The 21,463-nt window shown below is 37.6% G+C and carries 17 protein-coding genes and 1 pseudogene; 17 read left to right on the top strand and 1 reads right to left on the bottom strand.

What is annotated here, in order from left to right:
- Positions 1-188 precede the first annotated feature (188 nt).
- Positions 189-779: a TMEM164 family acyltransferase gene (locus CEF16_RS05100; RefSeq protein WP_091580520.1), complete on the top strand. Its 591-nt coding sequence runs from the start codon at positions 189-191 to the stop codon at positions 777-779.
- A gap of 292 nt (positions 780-1,071) precedes the next feature.
- On the opposite strand, the gene selD is transcribed toward CEF16_RS05100, so the two are convergent.
- A complete protein-coding gene (selD, locus tag CEF16_RS05095; RefSeq protein ID WP_091580517.1) occupies positions 1,072-2,124 on the bottom strand; it encodes a selenide, water dikinase SelD in 1,053 nt (350 codons plus the stop codon).
- Between the two features lie 157 nt (positions 2,125-2,281).
- Between selD and CEF16_RS24760 the strand changes: the two are divergent.
- From CEF16_RS24760 to CEF16_RS05020, 16 genes and pseudogenes are all read left to right on the top strand, one after another.
- Positions 2,282-2,464, top strand: a pseudogene (locus tag CEF16_RS24760) (Rdx family protein); the annotation flags it as partial.
- A gap of 135 nt (positions 2,465-2,599) precedes the next feature.
- Entirely contained in the window at positions 2,600-4,018 is a 1,419-nt protein-coding gene (selA, locus tag CEF16_RS05085) for an L-seryl-tRNA(Sec) selenium transferase (RefSeq protein ID WP_091580511.1), read from the top strand.
- A gap of 213 nt (positions 4,019-4,231) precedes the next feature.
- Positions 4,232-6,967, top strand: coding sequence for an aconitate hydratase AcnA (acnA, locus tag CEF16_RS05080; protein ID WP_091580509.1), 2,736 nt, complete (start codon positions 4,232-4,234; stop codon positions 6,965-6,967).
- Positions 6,968-7,133: 166 nt separating this feature from the next.
- Positions 7,134-7,259, top strand: a complete 126-nt coding sequence (locus tag CEF16_RS05075; protein ID WP_091580506.1) for an FbpB family small basic protein — start codon at positions 7,134-7,136, stop codon at positions 7,257-7,259.
- A gap of 258 nt (positions 7,260-7,517) precedes the next feature.
- Positions 7,518-8,018 (top strand): VanZ family protein, encoded by a 501-nt coding sequence (locus CEF16_RS05070; protein WP_091580504.1) that lies wholly within the window; start codon positions 7,518-7,520, stop codon positions 8,016-8,018.
- A gap of 219 nt (positions 8,019-8,237) precedes the next feature.
- Positions 8,238-10,613, top strand: a complete 2,376-nt coding sequence (locus tag CEF16_RS05065; protein WP_091580501.1) for an AAA family ATPase — start codon at positions 8,238-8,240, stop codon at positions 10,611-10,613.
- The gene (locus CEF16_RS05060; RefSeq protein ID WP_091580498.1) at positions 10,588-11,010 is read left to right on the top strand and encodes an acyl-CoA thioesterase; all 423 of its coding nucleotides are present in this window, start codon (positions 10,588-10,590) and stop codon (positions 11,008-11,010) included. Before CEF16_RS05065 ends, CEF16_RS05060 begins: the two co-directional genes overlap by 26 nt.
- A gap of 75 nt (positions 11,011-11,085) precedes the next feature.
- Entirely contained in the window at positions 11,086-11,427 is a 342-nt protein-coding gene (locus CEF16_RS05055; RefSeq protein WP_091580495.1) for a hypothetical protein, read from the top strand.
- Between the two features lie 25 nt (positions 11,428-11,452).
- Positions 11,453-12,277, top strand: coding sequence for an ammonia-dependent NAD(+) synthetase (gene nadE / locus CEF16_RS05050; RefSeq protein WP_091580493.1), 825 nt, complete (start codon positions 11,453-11,455; stop codon positions 12,275-12,277).
- A 109-nt stretch (positions 12,278-12,386) separates the two neighbouring features.
- Positions 12,387-12,911 carry a DUF4352 domain-containing protein gene (locus CEF16_RS05045; protein WP_091580490.1) on the top strand — a complete coding sequence of 175 codons (525 nt, stop codon included), beginning with the start codon at positions 12,387-12,389 and terminating at the stop codon, positions 12,909-12,911.
- Positions 12,898-13,134, top strand: coding sequence for a PHP domain-containing protein (locus tag CEF16_RS24295; RefSeq protein ID WP_245917768.1), 237 nt, complete (start codon positions 12,898-12,900; stop codon positions 13,132-13,134). The genes CEF16_RS05045 and CEF16_RS24295 overlap by 14 nt, the downstream gene beginning before the upstream one ends.
- 13 nt (positions 13,135-13,147) lie before the next feature.
- Positions 13,148-13,318: a hypothetical protein gene (locus CEF16_RS24290; RefSeq protein WP_245917767.1), complete on the top strand. Its 171-nt coding sequence runs from the start codon at positions 13,148-13,150 to the stop codon at positions 13,316-13,318.
- Positions 13,319-14,020: 702 nt separating this feature from the next.
- Positions 14,021-14,929, top strand: a complete 909-nt coding sequence (gene metA / locus CEF16_RS05035; RefSeq protein WP_091580487.1) for a homoserine O-acetyltransferase MetA — start codon at positions 14,021-14,023, stop codon at positions 14,927-14,929.
- A 227-nt stretch (positions 14,930-15,156) separates the two neighbouring features.
- Positions 15,157-16,377, top strand: a complete 1,221-nt coding sequence (locus CEF16_RS05030; protein WP_091580485.1) for an EAL domain-containing protein — start codon at positions 15,157-15,159, stop codon at positions 16,375-16,377.
- A gap of 86 nt (positions 16,378-16,463) precedes the next feature.
- Positions 16,464-17,630, top strand: coding sequence for an MFS transporter (locus CEF16_RS05025; protein WP_091580481.1), 1,167 nt, complete (start codon positions 16,464-16,466; stop codon positions 17,628-17,630).
- A gap of 21 nt (positions 17,631-17,651) precedes the next feature.
- Positions 17,652-21,356 carry a dynamin family protein gene (locus tag CEF16_RS05020; protein ID WP_091580478.1) on the top strand — a complete coding sequence of 1,235 codons (3,705 nt, stop codon included), beginning with the start codon at positions 17,652-17,654 and terminating at the stop codon, positions 21,354-21,356.
- The last annotated feature ends 107 nt before the right edge of the window (positions 21,357-21,463 follow it).

Raw genomic sequence — 21,463 nt, 5'->3', positions numbered from 1 at the left:
ATTTAAATGGATTAAAAAGGTAGGAATGGAACAATAGAAAAGTCACTGCGGATGTAGCGTTGACAGGGGCAAAAGTCATTGATTTTACCTTTTCGCTAGTGGTTCTTTACAAAATAAATATACATAAACCGTGAATCCATTTGGAATAATAAGTTAAAACCCTGCGATTATTTGTTAATGGTGGTAAAATGACTAAAACATTTCGAATCACAGTATGTGTTTTGATAACGATCGGCTGGAGTATTTATTATTCTATGTTGTTAAAGGACGGATTGTTTGATATTTCTAGACAATCCCCTTTACATCTATGCAACATTATGCAAATACTCGCAGTATATGCTGTCCTTAAAAACGACAAAAGAATTATGGATATCATGATTTGCCCATTAATTATAGGGCCGGTAATTGCAATTTCCTACCCATTTGGCATCGTTTCCTATGGAACAGAATATGCCATTTACTTTTTTTATTATCATTTTGTCATACTATTTATTGGAGTATATCATTTAATAAAAATAAGGTTGCAGATTTCTTTTAAAACCATTATGTACAATGGTGTTTTCATTTATTTATGTGCAGCATGTGTAGGAATCATCAATCCTATCATAGGTTCTAATTATATGTTTGTTACAACTCCCGTATTTCAATTACCAGTTAATTATTATTTCATCCTTAACGCAGCAACCTTGACAACATTATTTGGATTCTATTATTTATTAAAAGGGATGAAATTAATGACAACAATAATAAAGGTTGGAGGATCGGGAATTAAGCATTGACTTGAAATCCAAATCTATATATTGAAAAATCAGCTTTGATGCTCATTTTATCAAAGCTGTTTTTTTTATATGAGGAATTGTCTTCTAATAAGCTTGCTCAAACCAAATAAGAGTAATGACTAAGAGATATGTGCATAAAAGCAAAAAAATTGTATCACCAATCTTAAAGCGAATGAGCAAAAGAACCATAAATAAAACGGTGATAATTAAAATTTTCAATCGCTTCATAACTATGGCTAGATAATAAAAAGCCAGACCTTGGCTGTGGTCTGGCTACTATACATAGTATTTATTACTTGAGAAAAATGGATTGTGTATTTCTTTCCATTACCTTACCGATGATTTTTGTATCGGTTTCTCCTTTATCATGCATGTCTTGGACATAATTTGCAGCTTCATCCTCTGACATAGCGATGAGAAGACCGCCTGATGTAATGGCATCACAAAGAATAGACTGCATTAACTCAGAGACATGATTTTCTCGTGCAATGTGAGATGCAAGGTACTTTGCATTTGCCTTGGAACCTCCAGGAATAATTCCCTGTTCCGCTAGAATAACTGCGCCATCTAAAAGCGGAATAGTTTCCGAATCAAAGGAAAATGTAACATGACTTGCTTCAGCCATTTCAAATGCATGACCGAGCAGACCAAATCCTGTGACATCTGTAACGGCATGAGGAGTATAAGCTGACAATGTTTCAGCAGCTGTTCTATTTAGCTGTGCCATTACTTTTGTCACGGCTTTTTCTTGGTCGGCCGTTGCTGCTTCTCGTTTAATAGCGGTTGTTAGAATACCAACACCAAGAGGCTTAGTTAACACGAGAACATCTCCTGGTTCTGCCCCTTTGTTTGCCCACACTTTTTCAGGGTGAACAATACCGGTTGCAGCCAGTCCAAACTTTGGTTCCTGGTCATCTATTGAATGACCGCCTACGATGGCAGCTCCTGCTTCGTCAACTTTATCAGATGCTCCTTTCATCATACCGGCCAAAATCTCATCGGGAAGCTCTTTAATAGGAAAGCCGACAATATTTAATACCGTTGTTGGTTTCCCCCCCATGGCATATATGTCACTTAGCGCATTAGCAGCAGCAATTTGGCCGAACATATATGGATCATCCACAATCGGTGTAAAGTAATCGACCGACTGTACGAGGGCAATATCATCGGTTAGTTTATAGACACCCCCATCATCAGAAGTATCCATACCTACTAGTAAATTAGGGTCTGTCTCTCGTTCAGGTAAGTGACGCAATACTTGCGCCAGGTCCTCAGGACCAATTTTGCATCCTCAGCCAGCTTTTGAAGACAGGCTTGTTAATCTGATTTTTTCTTCATTACTCATACGCTCACCTCCAGTCGGCATCTATATCTTATTATAATTCGTTTGTTTGCATGAATACAAACGATAAACTAAAATAAAAAAAGAAACCTATCGAAAGAAAGGACGAGGGACGATGAAATTAAGCATTGAATTTTGTATGCAGTGAAACTATGCTCCAAAAGCCGTGAGTCTCACGGACAAACTATATGATAAATACAGGGGAGAAATTGAATCAATCCAGCTTATTACTAGTTCTGGCGGGGTGTTTGAAGTTTCATTAAATGGAGAGAAAATTTATTCCAAAAAGGAAACTGGCGATTTTCCAGATGAAGAAGAATTTGTAGAGAAGCTCGGAAGATAACTTGGAAGGCAGCCAGAAAAAGTTTATTCTTCTGGTTTTCCCACTATTAGAAAAGAGTGAAGTGTTAACGGTAAACAGTTTAGATAAACGGAACTGCCGAGAACCCAAGTTTTCTCCCTAAAAAAGGAGATTGAAATGAAAGAAAAGTTAAGAAAAATTCCGTCTGTTCATGAATTGCAACAAAATCAGCTTTTTCAACAAGCAGCTGAACAAATAGGAGAAGAAAAGGTTGTAACAAGCTGGCTGCGTAATGAAGTGGACCTGCTCAGACAAGCATTTCTAGAAAATATCGGGCCAGATGTACATACAACAGAAGAAATTAAAACATACCTTTTAGAACGTTTAAAGTATAAAAGTGAATATTTTCAGGAAGATCGGCTCCAACGTGTGATAAATGCCACAGGTACGATTCTTCATACCAATCTCGGCCGTGCTAATATGAGTGAGGCAGCAGTGAAAAAAGTAGCTATGGCTGCCAGGTCCTATACAAATCTAGAATATGAAATAACTTCTGGACAAAGAGGCTCTCGCCACTCTATTCTAGAAGACTTAATAAAAGAGTGTACAGGAGCAGAAGCAGCGATGGTAGTAAATAATAACGCTGCAGCTGTGTATTTAGTATTAAAAGGATTAACAGAAGGAAAAGAAGTAATTGTATCAAGAGGGCAGCTCGTGGAGATTGGCGGTTCGTTTAGAGTGTCTTCTATTATGGAAGAAAGCGGAGCCTCTTTAGTAGAAGTAGGCACGACGAATAAAACTCACCCGCATGATTATAAAGAAGCAGTAAATGAACAAACAGCTATGATAATGAAGGTACATACAAGCAATTTTAAAACAATTGGATTTACAGCTGAAGTACCGTTAAAAGAATTAGTTAACATAGCTAAGGAAAACGAAGACCTAATTGTATATGAAGATCTTGGAAGCGGAGCGCTTTATGACTTCAAAAACCATGGTATAGGGGGAGAACCTACTGTTTCCGAGGCTTTGAACGATGGTGCTGACCTTGTGACTTTTTCCGGAGACAAATTGCTTGGCGGACCTCAAGCTGGAATTATTGCAGGGAAAAAGAAATGGATCAATCACTTAAAAAAACACCAGCTTGCTAGAGTTCTGCGAGTAGATAAAATGACACTTGCAGCATTAGAGGAAACGCTGAAAGCATATTTGCAAGGAGAAGAAGGCGTATATACTATACCTACAGCAGAGCGGGTTCTAGAAACAAAACAGTCCATAAAGCAAAGAGCGGAGGCATTTACTGATTTAATTCATTTATCTGAATGGCAAACTTTCATTGAAGAAGATGTATCGAAAGTAGGGGGAGGTACGATGCCGGAAGTGACACTGCCTACTGCTGTAGTACATTTGCATTCGGGCAATACCCCTGCCCAAGTGGTAATAGATAAGCTTCGTACAGAAACGAAACCAGCTGTCGTCGCTCGTATAAAAGAAGAAAAAGTTGTCTTTGATTTCCGCACTATTACAGAAGAAGAAAGTAAAATTATTGCAGGCGCACTCCAAACCATCGAAAAAGAAATGCAATCCCTTTCATAGGTAATTAGAAACCCCTAAGGTAATGCAGGCACTGGTTGTGTAAGGCAGAAGTACTGCAGGTTATAAGTTTCACTTTATATTTGTAAAAAGTTTTGCTATTCTTAGATAGTGGGTGGAAATCATCGAATTTTTCCGGTAATTTTTATAAGCGGAAACAAGATTTCGACTTTTTCTTCAATCTGTTATATCATAGTTTTTGAGGAGGGAATACATATGAGTACAAATCAAGATGTCTTTAACGCGCGTAAGTCTTTCACATCTGATGGAAAGACGTATTATTACTACGACATTAAAGCACTAGAGCAGGCAGGCGTAGCTAATGTATCCAAGCTTCCATACTCTATTAAAGTGCTGCTGGAATCTGTGCTAAGACAGTTGGATGGAAAAGTAATTAAAAAAGAACACGTAGAAAGCCTTGCTAATTGGGGGCAAGACAAAGGCGGAAAGGAAGATGTTCCTTTTAAACCGTCACGGGTTATCCTTCAAGACTTCACTGGTGTACCTGCGGTAGTAGACCTAGCTTCTTTGAGAAAAGCAATGGCTGATATTGGGGGAGATGCAGAAAAAATTAACCCTGCTATCCCAGTAGACCTTGTCGTAGACCACTCTGTACAGGTGGATGAATTTGGTTCGTCCGATTCTCTTCGACGTAATATGGATTTGGAGTTTGAAAGAAACGAAGAAAGATACAAACTTCTTAGCTGGGCTACAAAAGCATTTGATAATTACAGTGCAGTTCCGCCGGCTACAGGTATTGTTCACCAAGTAAACTTGGAATATCTTGCTTCTGTCGTTCATGCTAATGAGACCGAAAACGGTGAAGTAGAAGCCTATCCAGACACGTTAGTCGGAACAGATTCTCATACCACTATGATTAACGGACTTGGTGTGCTTGGCTGGGGTGTAGGCGGTATTGAAGCAGAAGCTGGCATGCTGCAGCAGCCATCATATTTCCCAGCACCTGAAGTGATCGGGGTCCGTTTGAAAGGCTCTCTTCCAAACGGAGCAACTGCTACTGACCTCGCTCTTAAAGTGACTCAAACACTTCGTGAGACTAACGTAGTTGGTAAATTTGTTGAATTCTTTGGTCCTGGCCTTGCTGAAATGCCGCTTGCAGACCGTGCAACCATTTCAAACATGGCGCCAGAATACGGTGCAACATGCGGTTTCTTCCCGGTAGACCAAGAATCATTAAATTATTTACGCCTTACAGGACGTACGGAAGACCACATTAAATTGGTAGAAGAGTATTGCAAAACAAATGATCTTTTCTATGAAGACGGAAAAGAAGAACCGGATTTCACAAAAGTAGTCGAAATCGATCTTTCTCAAATTGAGCCAAGCTTGTCTGGTCCAAAGCGTCCGCAGGACTTGATTCCTATGTCTGAGATGAAAAAGCGATTTAATGATGCTTTAACAGCACCTGCCGGAAATCAAGGATTTGGATTGGCGCCGGAGGATATTAACAAAAAAGCAGAAGTGAAACATCCAAACGGTAAAACTTCTGAACTTGAAACAGGTGCAGTAACAATCGCAGCAATCACAAGCTGTACGAATACTTCGAACCCATACGTAATGATCGGAGCTGGATTAATTGCTAAAAAAGCAATTGAAAAAGGGCTGGACGTACCAGAATACGTAAAAACATCCCTTGCTCCTGGTTCAAAAGTCGTTACGCGTTATTTAGAAGATGCAGGTTTGATGCCTTATCTCGATCAACTCGGTTTCAACCTAGTAGGATATGGCTGTACAACGTGTATCGGAAACAGCGGACCGCTTCCAGAAGAAATTGAAGAAGCTATTGCAGAAAATGATATGCTCGTTTCTTCGGTATTAAGTGGTAACCGTAACTTTGAAGGTCGCATCCACCCGCTTGTAAAAGCAAACTATCTTGCTTCTCCTCCGTTAGTAGTGGCATATGCTCTTGCGGGGAACGTGAATTTCGATATGAATAACGATTCGTTCGGCAAGGATAAAGATGGCAATGATGTTTACTTTGAAGACATTTGGCCGACAGCTGCTGAAATTAAAGAATTTGTTCATAACAACGTATCACCTGAGATGTTCAAAAAAGAATACGAGAGTGTATTCGATAATAACGAGCGCTGGAACGATCTTCAATCTGATGAAAATGCAGCATTGTATGACTGGGACGACGAATCCACCTACATTCAAAACCCGCCATTCTTTGAAGAAATGTCTGAAGAACCTGAAGACATTAAAGAGCTTAATGACCTGCGTGTCATCGGTAAATTTGGAGATTCGGTTACTACAGACCACATTTCTCCGGCAGGTTCTATTGCAAAAGACAGCCCAGCTGGTAAGTACTTGATGGACAAAGGACTTAAACCTGCTCAATTTAACTCTTATGGATCCCGCCGCGGAAACCATGAGGTGATGATGAGAGGTACGTTTGCAAACATCCGTATTAAAAACCAGCTTGCTCCGGGTACTGAAGGCGGATATACAACATATTGGCCAAATGGAGAAGTAATGGCCATTTATGATGCTGCAATGAAATATAAAGAAGATGACACCGGCCTTATGGTTATTGCAGGCAAGGACTACGGAATGGGAAGTTCTCGTGACTGGGCTGCAAAAGGTACAAACCTGCTCGGCATCAAAACCGTAATTGCCGAAAGCTTTGAACGCATTCACCGCAGCAACCTTGTATTAATGGGTGTTCTGCCGCTCCAATTCAAAGAAGGCGAAAATGCAGAAAGCCTTGGACTCACTGGAAAAGAAACATTTAATGTGAAAATTGACAACAATGTTCAACCACGTGATTATGTAGAAATAGAAGCAACAGATGAAGATGGCAACAAGAAAACATTTGAAGCTCTTGCACGATTTGATAGTGAAGTTGAAACAGACTATTATCGTCACGGCGGAATTCTTCAAATGGTACTTCGCAGCAAACTTGCTGAAGCAAGAAGCGCTAAAAGCTAAAGGAGAGAAGGCCGAACCTGACCGGGTTCGGTTTTTCTTTTGCCTCCATAAAATTTCACGTATCGTATTTAATTATAACAATAAGTATAAAAATCTAATAATTAAGAAAAGCTGTATTTAACTAAAAAAAGAGGCAAAACAATAAATTTATTAAGGAGAGTTTATAATGAATAAAAAGAAACGAATTTCAATGAAGGAATTATTAGAAGAGAATAAACAAGAAATACTAAAGAATCCCTCCATTTTAGAAAAGATTGAAGAAAAATGGGAGAGCAAAAAAGCGATGAAGTAATCATAAGAAGAAACCGTTTGTAGATGGATAAACGTCGTTCTACTTAATAAAACTCGGATTGTCGCCATGTGATGTGAAAGAACCGTCTAATAAAAAGGGAAAAGTCCTTTTGTTAGGCGGTTTCTTTTTATTCATGACAGCAAATCAGGTTCTTTTTAAATATTTTTTGTTGATTAATACATGACGTTTCTTCTTGCCAAAATGACATCGAGAAACCATAATGAATAAAGAAAAAGTAAACGAAGGCAGGAGTTATACATGAATAATCTGGACACACCTTCCAACCCGACACCCAACAAAATCAACGTATCTTGGAAAAAAATCATTTTAATACTGTTGCTTGTATATCTCGGCATTCTTTTTTATGTCACTTTATTTGCCTGGAACTATGGATCTTCTTACGGTCCATTAGGTCCTGGAGGGAGAAATTATAATTTAGTTCCGTTTCGCAGCATCTTTCGCATTGCTTATTATAGTCCAGATATCGAAAATCCTGTTCGAATACTTGGAGGAAATATTTTTATGTTTCTTCCTTTTGGAATTTTGACGGCTGCTGTTTTTAAGAAAAAACGAAGAGCTGTATGGATTATCCCACTGTTATCTATTGGTTTATCAACCTTTATAGAAATGAATCAATTTATTTTTACTCATCGTGTAGCAAACATTGATGATGTGATCTTAAATACAGCCGGCGGTCTAATTGGAGGTTGGTCAATTTTAATACTTAGATGGGTATTAAAATGGGTTAAAATAAAATAGCGTTGATAGCTTGCTGTTTCTTACATTGTAGGGGACAGCTTTTTCGCACTGTTTGATATCCGACAAGCCGAGTTTTGCTAATGATGCAAATGTATTGATACGTACTGCGCGTCCATTATCAACAACCAGGCCATCATATATTTATTCATTATTTTTTTATATGGATGAAAAATAAGGTAAAATATAATAAGAGACTTATGATTAAGGAGCGTTTACGTTTTGTCGATTTCTAACTACGATGTGGTAACATTGGATATTGAGACATGGGAAAACCAAATGAACTATTTTTCTCCTAAGGAAGCTCAATACATTTTGGAACAAGCGGACATAGAAAACGAACAAGAAAAACAAACAGCAGCAAAAATTTATGGTCTGTTAGCTAGAGACCGCTACAATAAACGCTATAGATTTGATCCTATGGTAAAAAACTGGATAGCAAACGGTTTGGAATTAAATGACGAAGAGCCTATTTTATTAAAGCTTTCCGCTTTAGAACAAATCGAATATATGAAAGATACTATCTTTTCTCTTCCTTTAACTTCTATACGCGAAACAGATCAAAGCAGCGCTAGAAAAAAAGCTGCAGCTCAACTAAAAGATATGGCTGATAAAGAACTTCATGCTTTGCATGAATCGAAAGAATTACTGAAAAGCAAATATAATACATTGGAACAATTAGCTTCAAAACAATCCTTTGATTTACATACTCTCGATGAGTTAATTGATAAAGGTATGGGTTTATTTACAACATTGCATAACGCAGCAGATGAATACCTGCGGACAGCCGCAGGGTCGTTTTATTCACCTGAGCAAGTGAAGATTATAAAAACAGCCGTTTCCGATCTCACAGAACTAAAACAACAATGGCATGAATTGCTGCAGCAGACGGCAGCCATTCCACATACAGAACAAAATCCGTTGGACGAACTTCACCAAATGATTGGATTAACAACTGTAAAAAATCGAGTTCACCGTTTATATCATTATCTTCAATATCAAAAACAGCGTAAAGAAAAAGGTTATCACTTAAACGATGAACGAAGTTTGCATATGATCCTTACTGGTAACCCTGGAACGGGCAAAACAATGCTTGCACGTCTCTTAGCAAAAATTTACCATCAACTTGGGCTCTTGCAGCGCGATGAAGTACTTGAAGCAGATCGTTCGCAGCTTGTAGGCGGCTATGTCGGACAAACGGAAGAAAAGACGATAAACCTAGTGAAAGAAGCAGTAGGCGGTATTTTGTTTATTGATGAAGCTTATAGCTTGAAAAGAGAAGGCATGTCAGGGAACGATTTCGGACAAACAGCTATTGACACACTTGTGTCAGCTATGACAAGCGGTGAATATGCAGGAACATTTGCCGTCATATTAGCTGGATATCCAGAAGAAATGCGGCAATTTCTGAGATCAAATCCGGGGCTTCGCAGCCGTTTTCCTGAAAGCAACCATATTCATCTTCCCGATTATTCAGCCGATGAACTTCTTGAGATTGCAGAGAAAGTTGCGTTAGATAATGATTTTGTCATAAGTGAAGATGGAAAAAAAGAACTTGAAAAACGAATAGAAAAAGAGCAAGTTGATGAAACATTCGGGAATGCACGTACAGCAAAAAATATTGTTATGGATGCTATTTTTCAAAAGGGTGCGAAGATTGGGGGAGAATCCTCTTCTCACATGGACGATTTCGCTTTGCTTACTGCTGAAGATATGAAAGACCCAGCCCTAACAGAAAACACCAAAGACAGTGAGTCTCCTTTATCTCGTTTAGATTCGCTTATTGGATTAAAGGAAGTAAAACAGGAAATGAAAAAGCTGGCCTCGTTTATTCATATACAAAACGAACGAAGGAAAGCAGATATCCCTGTCGCACCGATTCAGCTTCATACAGTATTTACTGGGCCTCCTGGGACAGGAAAGACCACGGTAGCAAATTTGTATGCCAGTATTCTAAAAGATATGGGCTTATTAAAACGCGGCCATACTGTCGTCTGCGGCAGAAGTGATCTAGTAGCAGAGTATACCGGTCAGACAGCTGCAAAAACGAGACGAAAGATTAGAGAAGCTCTTGGCGGTGTGCTGTTTATTGATGAGGCCTACTCCTTAGCTGCACCAGGGAGAGGAGATTTTGGAAGAGAAGCGCTGGACACACTTGTAGAAGAAATGACCAAACATGATGAAAATCTAGTAGTTATTCTTTCCGGATACCCAGGCCCTATGGATCAATTGTTTCAAACAAACCCTGGATTGCAGTCCCGTTTCAAAAAATCTTTTTATTTTCCCTCTTTTGTGCCGGACGAACTTGCTGCTGTCACCGATCAATATGTACGCGGTTATGGTTATTATTTTGAAAACGGGGCTTTAGATTATTTAAAATATGTCTATGTAACCATGGATACCTCCGGCAATGCTCGCTTTGCTGAAGATATGGCAGAAGAGCTATTTCAGCAGCAAGCGTTTCGATTAACAGAAAATAACGAGACAGCGTTAGATGCTTTACGCTTATTAACCAAAGAAGATATAAACGCAGCATTCATCTATAAACAGGCAGAAAGCGGGGACAGTAAAAATGAAAATAACGGAAACAAAAATTGATGTAAGATATGCAGAAACAGATCAAATGGGAGTGGTTCACCACTCTAATTATATCGTCTGGTGTGAATTAGGCCGTACGAAGTTAATAAAAGAACTCGGTTTCGATTACAGCGATTTAGAAGCAGCAGGTATTGTTTCTCCGGTCATAAACATCGATCTTGATTACAAGTTTCCTGCTCGCTTCGGAGAATCTGTAACGCTTTTAACCTGGATTGATTCTTATGACGGCCTTAGAGTTGTTTACGGATACAAAATTAATAATCAGAATGGCCAAATATGTGCACACGGAAGCAGCAGCCATGTCTGCGTGAAAAAAGAATCCTTCCGTCCTGTCTCTATAAAAAAACAGCTGCCGCAATGGCATGAAGTTTATGAGAAAAATAAAAAGTCTAACTAAATGAAAGTAAATCTATCATGAATATTCTTTTATAGCGTCAACTTATGGTATAAAGAGAAAGAGGGATCTAGCATTATGGCTTTTGGGGTCAAAAAAGAAGAATTAAAAGCTTGGAAAGAAAAAGTAGAATTGGAAGAGATTGCTTTTATAACTCATTATTGGTATGATGAAAGATTCCCTGACTGCCATACCGTAACAAAAGTTGGCTGCGCTAATATTCATAAGCTTGCACAATGGGGAAGGCAATATGGTTTAAAAGAAGAATGGATTCATCAGCGACTTTCATTTCCTCACTTTGATCTGCTGGGCAGTAATCAAATTCATATTCTAGAAGCAGAAGGGCAATATCATCAGATTGAACGCTTTTCCTTATACAATACAAAAGGTTTAAAAACGGATCATAGCAGGAAAAGATAAACAGTATACTCGTGGAGGGATTACAATGAAAGTTACACAAGAAGAAATTATCGACGCATTAAACGTTCAGCCATCTATTAATCCAAAAGATGAAATAAAAACACGTAAAAATTTCATGAAAGAATATGCCAAAAAGACCGGGGTAAATGGATTTGTGCTGGGGATCTCCGGCGGTCAAGACTCCTCTTTGGCTGGAAAATTAGCGCAAATGGCTGTAGATGAATTGAATAATGAAGAAACTAAATCATATACATTTATAGCGTTGAGACTTCCATATGGGAAACAATTCGATGAAGACGACGCCGTTTCTGCTATGGATTTTATTTCACCATCTCAAACAATAACTGTTAATATAAAAGAAGCAGCCGATGCTGCTGAACATGCTTTTGAAGAAGCTACAGACAGAAAAATGAGTGATTTTAACAAAGGGAATACAAAAGCAAGAGAACGTATGAAAGTACAGTATGATATTGCTGCAGAATATGGATGTCTTGTTATAGGAACCGACCATGCTGCAGAAGCGGTAACTGGTTTTTTCACAAAACATGGAGACGGGGCTTGTGATATTGCGCCATTGTTTGGCTTAAACAAACGGCAAGGAAAAGAACTTTTAAGAGAATTACAAGCACCATCTCAATTCTTTGAAAAAGTACCAACAGCTGATTTAGAAAGTGATAAACCAGGATTGCCAGACGAAGAAGCTTTAGGAATGACGTATGATCAAATCGATGACTTTCTAGAGGGAAAACGTATCGATCCAAAAACGGAAGAAAAACTTATAAAAAGATATGAACAAACCGAGCACAAACGGCAATTGCCAGTTACCGTTCACGATGATTGGTGGAAATAAAAATGTGTACTTATTTTAGAGCATCAAACAAGCATTAATCTTTCCCGGAAATTCCGGGACTTTTTCTGAGAGATCAGGCTTCTGATGGGAATGGGAGAGAGGAAAGAAGATGGACAAAAAATATTGGCTCTTGCTTGGCTTAACACTCATTCTAGGTTTTTTTAGCGGTATGTTTGTTCAATCACAACGAGGAGCAGATAGCGGAGAACAATTTTATCAAACTGTCTCCGCCGACTCCGAACATTTACTGGAAATGGAGGAGACTAGCCGCGTCAATCGTTTTGATATTACGGTCCATGAAGCTTACATAATGAACAAAGAGGATAGTCGTTATGTTGTTGTAGACGTATCATTTTTTAATACTTCAGAGGAAGCTAGAGAAATTCCACTTTTTAACACCCTCGTTATTGATGAAGAAGGCCATGCTGCAGAACACGAATCAATGCATGATGATCAACGTCTCATAGGAGGACAATTACGTCCGGAGGGACTTCGCCGTGGAACGATAGCTTTTGAAGTAAATCCTTCTTCTCATTACGAGTTTTCTTATATGGACCATACCGGCAGGGGAATGGCTACTTGGAATTTGGAGTTAAATGAGGAAAAAGAAGACAAACAGAATGATAAAAGCTGATTTACACATGCATTCGACAGCCTCAGACGGGGGATATCCCCCGTCTGAAATAATGCAAAAATGTTATCATGCTAACTTGGCGACCGTTGCACTAACAGACTACGACACAACAAACGGGATAGAAGAAGCAAAAGAAAAAGCGTCCACCCTAGAGTTAACTATTATAAACGGTATTGAACTATCTACGAAAATTAATGGTAAAAGTGTACATATGCTCGGCTAAGGAATAAATATAAATGAGAAAATTGTTTGAAAAGGCACTAGAAGAACAGAGAATTATGCGTGAAGAACGGCTGCATGTTATGCTGAAGAAAATGCATTGGATAAAAATCAATCTATCAGCAGAGAATGTGCTGAAACATGTGGATGGAGGTAGTGCCGGCCGCCCGCATGAAGCTAGGGCTTAATTAGTTTGAAAAAGCATACGCCGCTTCCATTTCGGAAGTATTTGATAGGTACTTGGGCGAAGGGAAACCTGGTTATGGGAAAAAGCAAAAGAGCTTTCCCCTAAAGAAGCGATTCAATTAATTAGAAAAACTCGGTTTGCCGGCGAGCTTACTGTTATTGCGCATCCTGTCTACTACGATTTAGATGATAAAATAGAAAAATAGGTTAAACAAGATTCGCTAGATAGGAGTAGAAGTGTATCATCGAAACCATGATTTGCAAACATAAAACACCATAAACAACTATAAAAAATGGGAAAAGATACGGTCAGATTCCTTTTAAAAACGGGAAGCTCTGATTTTCATCATGAAAAATACCGCAGAAAAATAGAACCCCTAGGGACGACTGCTATTTCCGTATCTTTAGCAAACAAGCTGCTAGAAACAATCTAAAGAAAACTTGCTAGCGCCAAGTCTTTAGGTGAAGGCGATTGCCTAGTTGCACTTATACTGATTTCCTCAAATTTTGACGGCGTCGATGATTCATCCATGCTAAAATTTTATACTTTCCAATCAGTGGAACAAAAAACAAGATAAAAAATAATCCGCGGATAGTTATTGCCTATTTTTCAATTTCATGATATTTTGTAGAACTAAAGAACCCGTAATGAAAGAAAATATTTAGAGAGAAATAGAAATAAGACGAAGGAGTAAGAGAGACGTATGCCTATTAAAGTACCCGACCATTTACCGGCAAAAGATATATTGACTAAAGAAAATATTTTCGTTATGAATGAAAGCCGTGCGTACACACAGGACATTCGGCCTCTTAAAATTCTCATTTTAAATTTAATGCCTTTGAAAGAAACAACAGAAACCCAGATTTTAAGAATGCTCGGCAATACCCCGCTGCAAGTAGATGTATCGTTTATGCATCCGGATACACATCAGTCTAAAAATACTCCTCAAGAGCATTTAGCTGCTTTTTATAAAACCATTGATGAAGTGAGTTATCGAAAATTTGATGGAATGATTATCACAGGAGCACCGGTAGAGAAGCTTCCATTTGAAACAGTTGATTATTGGGAAGAATTAACAAAAATTTTAGAATGGAGCAAAACCAATGTGACTTCTACTCTCCATATTTGCTGGGGCGCTCAAGCTGGATTATATTATCACTATGGTGTGCCAAAATATCCTTTGCCAAAAAAGAAATTTGGAATATATAAACATAGTGTAAATAATTCTAATCATAATTTGCTGCGAGGTTTTGATGATGTGTTTTATGTACCGCACTCAAGATATACAGAAACAAAAAGAGAAGACGTCGAAAAAGTAGAGGACTTAGAAATATTAGCGGAGTCTAAAGAAGCCGGTTTATATATTGTTTCTGCCCAAAACGGGAAACAGATCTTTGTAACAGGTCATAGTGAATATGATACAGAGACCTTGCGGGACGAATTTAAAAGAGATAATAAAAAGGGTATCTCTACAGATATTCCAGATAATTATTTTCCAGAAAATAATCATTTACTCGATCCGCCTTTGCGCTGGAGAGCCCATTCGAATCTATTGTTTACAAATTGGCTGAACTACTATGTTTATCAGCAGACACCTTATGATTTCGCATGAAATAACGTGTAAAGCTCCCGGATCTGTATAAGAAAAGCACCTTATACAGATTTTTTTTGCACTGATAGAAGAATTGCTGTTAAACTGTCTAGCCCCAGTGTCCAGCCCTCTCATGCAGACTATCTATGTGCAAGCATCGGGATTGTAGTAAGAGCTGGATACTTCTGCACGTTTCTTATTTTAACCGTAAACAATTAATTAATTTCCTTGAAAAATAGGTGATAAATATGGACGTCCTTGATATTGTAATGAACAAAGATAGAGTGTTTCCTTACTACCAACCTATTATTAGTGCTGATAAGCAAGAAATTATAGGTTATGAAGTGCTTGAACGGTACGAAAAAGACAATGGGGAAGTAATCAGTCTCAGTTCCTTTTTACATGATCAAAACATACCCGAAGAATATCGATTAGAAATAGAGGAACACATTCAACACCAAGCGTTAACGACTTATTTAAAAGAAAATAGAACTGACTTTCTTTTCTTAAATGTGGATGCAAATATAATCGTGTCAGATGGAGGGGAGCAATTTTTTGAAAATCTGACAAATTATAAAGAACAAGGCCTTTCCTTTAAAAATATCGTTCTTGAAATAAAAGAACATGAAATCACAGGAGAAATCTCTCACTTAAAACATTTCATTCAGTACGTACAAAGCACGCAAATTAAAGTCGCGCTTGATGACGTTGGAAAAAATACGAGGAACTTAGATTCTATTGCATTTTTAGAGCCTGATATTATAAAAGTAGATTTAGAATTTATGGAAGACCATTCATTTCCAAGCATGTTTAGTGATGCCCTGCACTCCTTGTCTATGTTATCTCGAAAAATAGGCGCCTCCCTTTTATTTAAACGCATAAGCGAGTTTAATCAACTGAACTATGCCTGGAGACATGGAGCCCGGTATTATCAAGGGATTTATCTAGGAAAACCGAAACCTCAATTTCTCGATAAAATGGCATTTGCTGAGACGTTGCGAAAAGATTTTCACCACTTTCTCCAATTTGAAAAAAAGAAAATTCAAGCACAGCTTGATTTAATGAACACATTAAACCAGCGGCTTCAAGAACAATTGAAAGATAATAAAGCATTGGATGATATCGATAAACTTACCCAGAATATTGCCTCAGCACTAGAGGACATCACCTTTAGGGTATATATTTGTAACCATGAAGGGTTTCAGCAATCGGGGAACGCTGTAAAAGATGAGGAAGGAAAATGGCAGTATAGAGCGGAAGAACGCAATCGAAACTGGAGCTGGCGTCCTTACTTTTTAGAAAACATTATTCGAATGAACTATGAAAATAGAGGTATATTGTCAGATTTGTACACTGATATTCACAGGGAAGAAAGAATACGCACGTATTCTTTCCCTGTCAATGAGGAACTATATGTTTTCTTAGATATCCCATATTCCTATCTATACGAAAAAGACTTTTTATTGTAGATAATTATATTGTGATGAGGGTCGGGCCAAATCTATTAATTGGCGTGGCCTTCTTTATGGACCAACGTAAAAGAAGGAGGAATGAAATGATTCGGCAGCAAGGAATTTTCCCTTTAATGATCTATTTGTTTTTTGCCTATTCTGCTTTAACCATTATCGTAGGATATGCGCCGGTTTATTTTCAATATAAAGGAATATCTCAAACACATATCGGCTGGCTGATGGCAATCGGACCACTTGCTTCTGTATTTGCGCAGCCATTTTGGGGATATAGAAGCGATAAATGGAAATCAATCAAAAAAGTCCTCATGATATGTATGGGTGCAGCTATCGTTATGAGTATTATTTTATTTCAAATGAATTCTCTTCCCACGCTTATGCTTTTCATGTTCTGTTTATTTATATTTCTAGCACCATGTACAGCATTGGGGGACAGTTTAGCACAAAAAACAGCTCTTCAGGAGAAATTGAATTTTGGTTCTATAAGAATGTGGGGATCCCTTGGATTTGCTGTGACTTCTCTTGTAACCGGTTTTATTCTTGAGACGTACAGTCCTGCTTTTATTCCATTGCCCTTTCAAACTTGTGCGGTTATAGCTTTTATATTAATCTTTTTTCTCAGAGATGTAAAACCCTCGAAAAAACCAGTAACATTGATAAACGCAGTAAAGTTTGGGCTTCAGCCTCACGTATTTATTTTTCTAATGCTGGTTTTCTTTATTTCAATAGGACACCGTGCTAATGATAGTTTTCTTGGTTTATATATCCTTGAACTTGGTGGCAGAGAATCATTCATTGGCAGAGCATGGTTTGTCGGCGTTGTATCGGAAGCTGTCATTTTTTTCTTATCGGTTCTATGGTTTCGCCGCTTTCATCCGCTCATTTTTATCATTATTTCAGGACTCATTTATGCAAGCCGCTGGTTAATAATGGGGCTAACTGATGATCCTGTACATTTGATTTGGCTCCAAGTGTTTCATGGTGTATCGTTTGGTTTAATGTACTTTTCCTCTTTATCATATATTACAAAGCTAGTGCCAGAAGAACTTCAAGCAACTGGCCATTTATTATTTATTACCACATTTTTCGGTATTTCCGGGATTGCTGGTTCCCTAGGGGGAGGATGGGCAATGGATGAATTTGGCGGGGCTGGGCTTTATAAGTGGCTTGGAATAAGCAGCTTACTAGGTGCAGTCTCTCTCTCTATTTATGCTGTTGTCATGAAAAAGAAAAAGATAAATGCAGCTTTTTAACGGATCAAGGAGGCTTTCCTTATGCAAGATTCAACTATATTATCCTGTTTTTTATCCGAAAAAGAGCGGACAAAGATGTTTACCGAGCATACGTTTTCTGATAAAAATCTTATGGAGATAGCCCAAAATATTCAGCACGCGGCCTCATATTATGAATGCCCGCGTGTTTTTCATAACATGCACGAACTGATTTTAAAATTAGAGAATAAACGACGAACAGCTGCTTTTTGCGGACATTTTTCTGCAGGTAAATCTACATTAATTAATCAAATTATAGGGAAAAATCTTTTACCATCCCACCCAATTCCAACGAGCGCAAATATTGTTCATTTTCAAAACGGAAGCTCAGCTGCTATTTCTTATTTGGACTCTAAAACAGGAGAAACCCACAAATTAACAGATAAGCAATGGAATGAAGAATGGTTTACAAATTCGGATAAAATGACAGAAGTGTATCTTACACTGCCCATACCGCAATTTCCGACTGACCTTGAAATATTGGACACTCCCGGGATTGATTCTACAGAAAAAAGCCATAAAGCCCTGGCCGAAGCACGTCTCGTAGAGGCAGACACAGTTTATTACACAGTAGATTATCAAAAAGTTGAGTCAGAAGAAAATTTTACTTTTTTAAAACAATTAAACCAATCTTACATAACACCAGTTCTTCTTATCAATCAAATTGATAAACATGAGGAAGAAGAAATGGCATTCTCTCTCTTTCAACAAAAAATTCAAGCGAGTCTGCGTAAAAATAACATACGTGTGAAAAACATATATTTTATCTCTGCTGCAGATCCTTTAGTAAACAAAAAAGACTGGAATGCTTTTATAAATGAATTATTTATAAGTAGTGAATCAACTGTTAATCAAGTCATTCAAACGTGCGCACTGGGGATTTACCGTGAACTCGAACATCTCGCAGTATTTGTAAATGAACACATCCAACCGTCAGAAAACACGGTGCAATACATGCGTACCTATATTTCGCTGCCATCAGTAGAACAAGCGTTAAATGAAAAAAAAGAATCGTTAAAAAGCATACCAGAATGGGAACGTTTAATTGATAAAGATATTTTTCAAGAATGTGAAACCATATTTAAAAATGCAAAAATCACTCCTTACCACACAAGAAACTTGGTTCGCGATTACTTAGAATCAAGACAATCTTCGTTTCGTTTAAAAGGATTATTCTCAAAAAACAAAACTTCTTTTGAAAAAGAAAGACGGAAACAAAAACTAATAGACAGTTTAAATGAGAATGTAAAAAACTATATAGACGTACATTTAAGAAATGGCATACAGCGTATTTTATCTATTTACGGCATAAATTCCAGATCATTCACTAATGATCTGCTTTCTATTCATTACAACATCGATTCGGATTTGTTAAAACGAGCAGAGCGCTTTGGGGCTCAATTTTCACAAGATTATGTTTTAACTTACAGCCGCATCGTTCTTGACGAAATCAGAAAACGATACAAAGAAATACTCATTGATTTACTACCGTCTATAAAGGAAGCAGTTCAAGAACAACAGTGCATTCAAACGAAGCAGTTATCAACAAAAGTATCGAAATTAAAACATATTACAGAAGAATGGGCTCAATGGGAGCAAGATTATCATACGTTAACAAAATGGATAAACGACGTCATAACACAATTAAGGAATGCTCGTGAACCTATATCTTTACCTTCTGATGCATCTGATGATTCGCAGTCATTCTACAAATGGAATAACCTTAATATAAATGCCTCGGAAGTTGATATTGGTTCTTTCTATGAAAATGCTCAACAGCAGCATACCCAAACTTTTTTCGAATCAAAAGAAAAGGCAGCTCAAAAATTAGAAGCGGCCGTTACATATATAAATAAAAAAGGATTGTCTGAAATAGAACATTCTTTAAAAGAAAAAGCGTCTCGTCTTCATCAGAAAACGTACCGCATTACGTTGTTTGGGGCATTCAGTGCTGGAAAATCTTCTATAGCTAATGCACTTCTCGGAGAGCATTTTCTTCCTGTTTCTGCAAATCCGACCACTGCTTCTGTACATTATATTCAAGCACCCGACAATAACCACTCTCATCGGTCGGTGGAGATTTTTTATAAATCCGAACAAGATATTGTTGATGATATGAATGATATTTTAAGACCAGCCAATCTCACCCTTGCATCTGTTGAAGATTGGTGCGACGTTTATGCTAAAAACAATGAAGAAGCCGCAGATTCCAGAAATGAAAATGATAAAAGAGTTGATCAAAAACCGGATCCAATGGAGCTTCTTAAAGAGGAAGAAATCATATTAGCAGAACAATATTATCAATCCGTTCATACGTTCAAAAACATTATCGGAGAAATTAAAAATGCAGACTATGAGATTTATAAACAGGCTGCAGCAAGTGAAGAGCATGCCCTTCTCATTAAGAATGTCAATATTTATTTCGATTGTTCTTTTACAAGAAATGGGTATTTGTTAGTCGATACACCCGGAATAGGTTCCATCTACCGCCGCCATAGTCAAATCGCTTTTGAAGAAATGAAAAAATCAGATGCCGTGTTATTTGTAAGTTATTATAACCATGCTTTTTCAAAAGCAGATCGTGAATTTTTATTACAGCTAGGCAGAACAAAAGATTATTTTTCTTATGATAAATTTTTCTTCCTAGTAAATGCATCCGACCTTGCCCAAAGTAAAAAAGAATTAAACACGGTATTAGATTATGTAAAAGATCAGCTGATCCGTTTACATATTACCAAACCACATGTTCTTCCAATATCGGGCAGGAACGCCTTAAAATCATATAACAATAATCCCAACGAGTACTGGCATAATTCTGGAGCTGCAGGATTTTTGGAACACTTTCAACAGTTTGCCAAAGGTAATTTAGAGAATACAATCATAAAAGAAGGAATAGCTGAAATAAGACAAGCAATAACGATTTTGCAACAGCAGAAAGAGAGTTTCGCTGAAGAAGAGCAAACCCGCATTGCCAAGAAACAATACTGGCAAAAAGAGTTAGTATCCTTTGTTGAATGGCTGAAGAATACTAATCCCGTTACGGAATGGCAATGGATAGAACAAGAACTGGAAGAATTATTTTTTTATGTTAAACAGCGGGTTTTTTACAGATATTATGATGAATATAAAGTGCTGTTTAACGCAGCTCGTTTCGAAGATAGTGAAAGCTTTTCATCACAGCTGCATCGTTACACGAATGAATTGGTTCAGTTTATTTTTCATGAAATTGTTCAAGAAATAAGAGCAACAATCATTCGCATAGAACATTTTATACAAAAGCAATGGGAGGAGCTGCAAGATAGTATACATGAAAAGCTGTTTTCTGAAATTCGTGGTTTTTTTGTCCGAAAACATATTAATAATTTCCCTGAAACGAAAATAAAAGAGCATGTCCCAGTAAACAGCAGTACGTTCTCTTTTATTTCAAACTATACCTCTTATCAACAATTTTTTGTAGAGCAAAAAAATAAAGTGATGAAAGAACAATTAGAAGAAGCGCTTCGTCCATACGGAGACCAATTAATTGAAAAATACCATCATCAATTGAAACAAGAGTATAAATCCTTTTTTTATAAGCAATGGGAAGAATTCCTGAAGGATTTTTCCCGTGCCGCAGAAACCCTTATTACAGATTGGAAGAAGGATAATCAAGCAGAAGACACAACAGATTTGGATCAAAGCATCAACCATTTAAAATCCTTGATTTAAAGGAAAATTTTGTTTATAACCAACTGCTGTGTTAAAATACACCCAAAAGGCACTAACATAACATCGCTAAGTTCCGACAGAAAAATAATTTTAAAGGATGGTTTAAT

Source organism: Alteribacillus bidgolensis (genome assembly GCF_002886255.1).
Lineage (GTDB): Bacteria > Bacillota > Bacilli > Bacillales > Marinococcaceae > Alteribacillus > Alteribacillus bidgolensis.
Note: the sequence above shows the minus strand (reverse complement) of the source record. Positions and strands in the feature narration are given on the sequence as shown.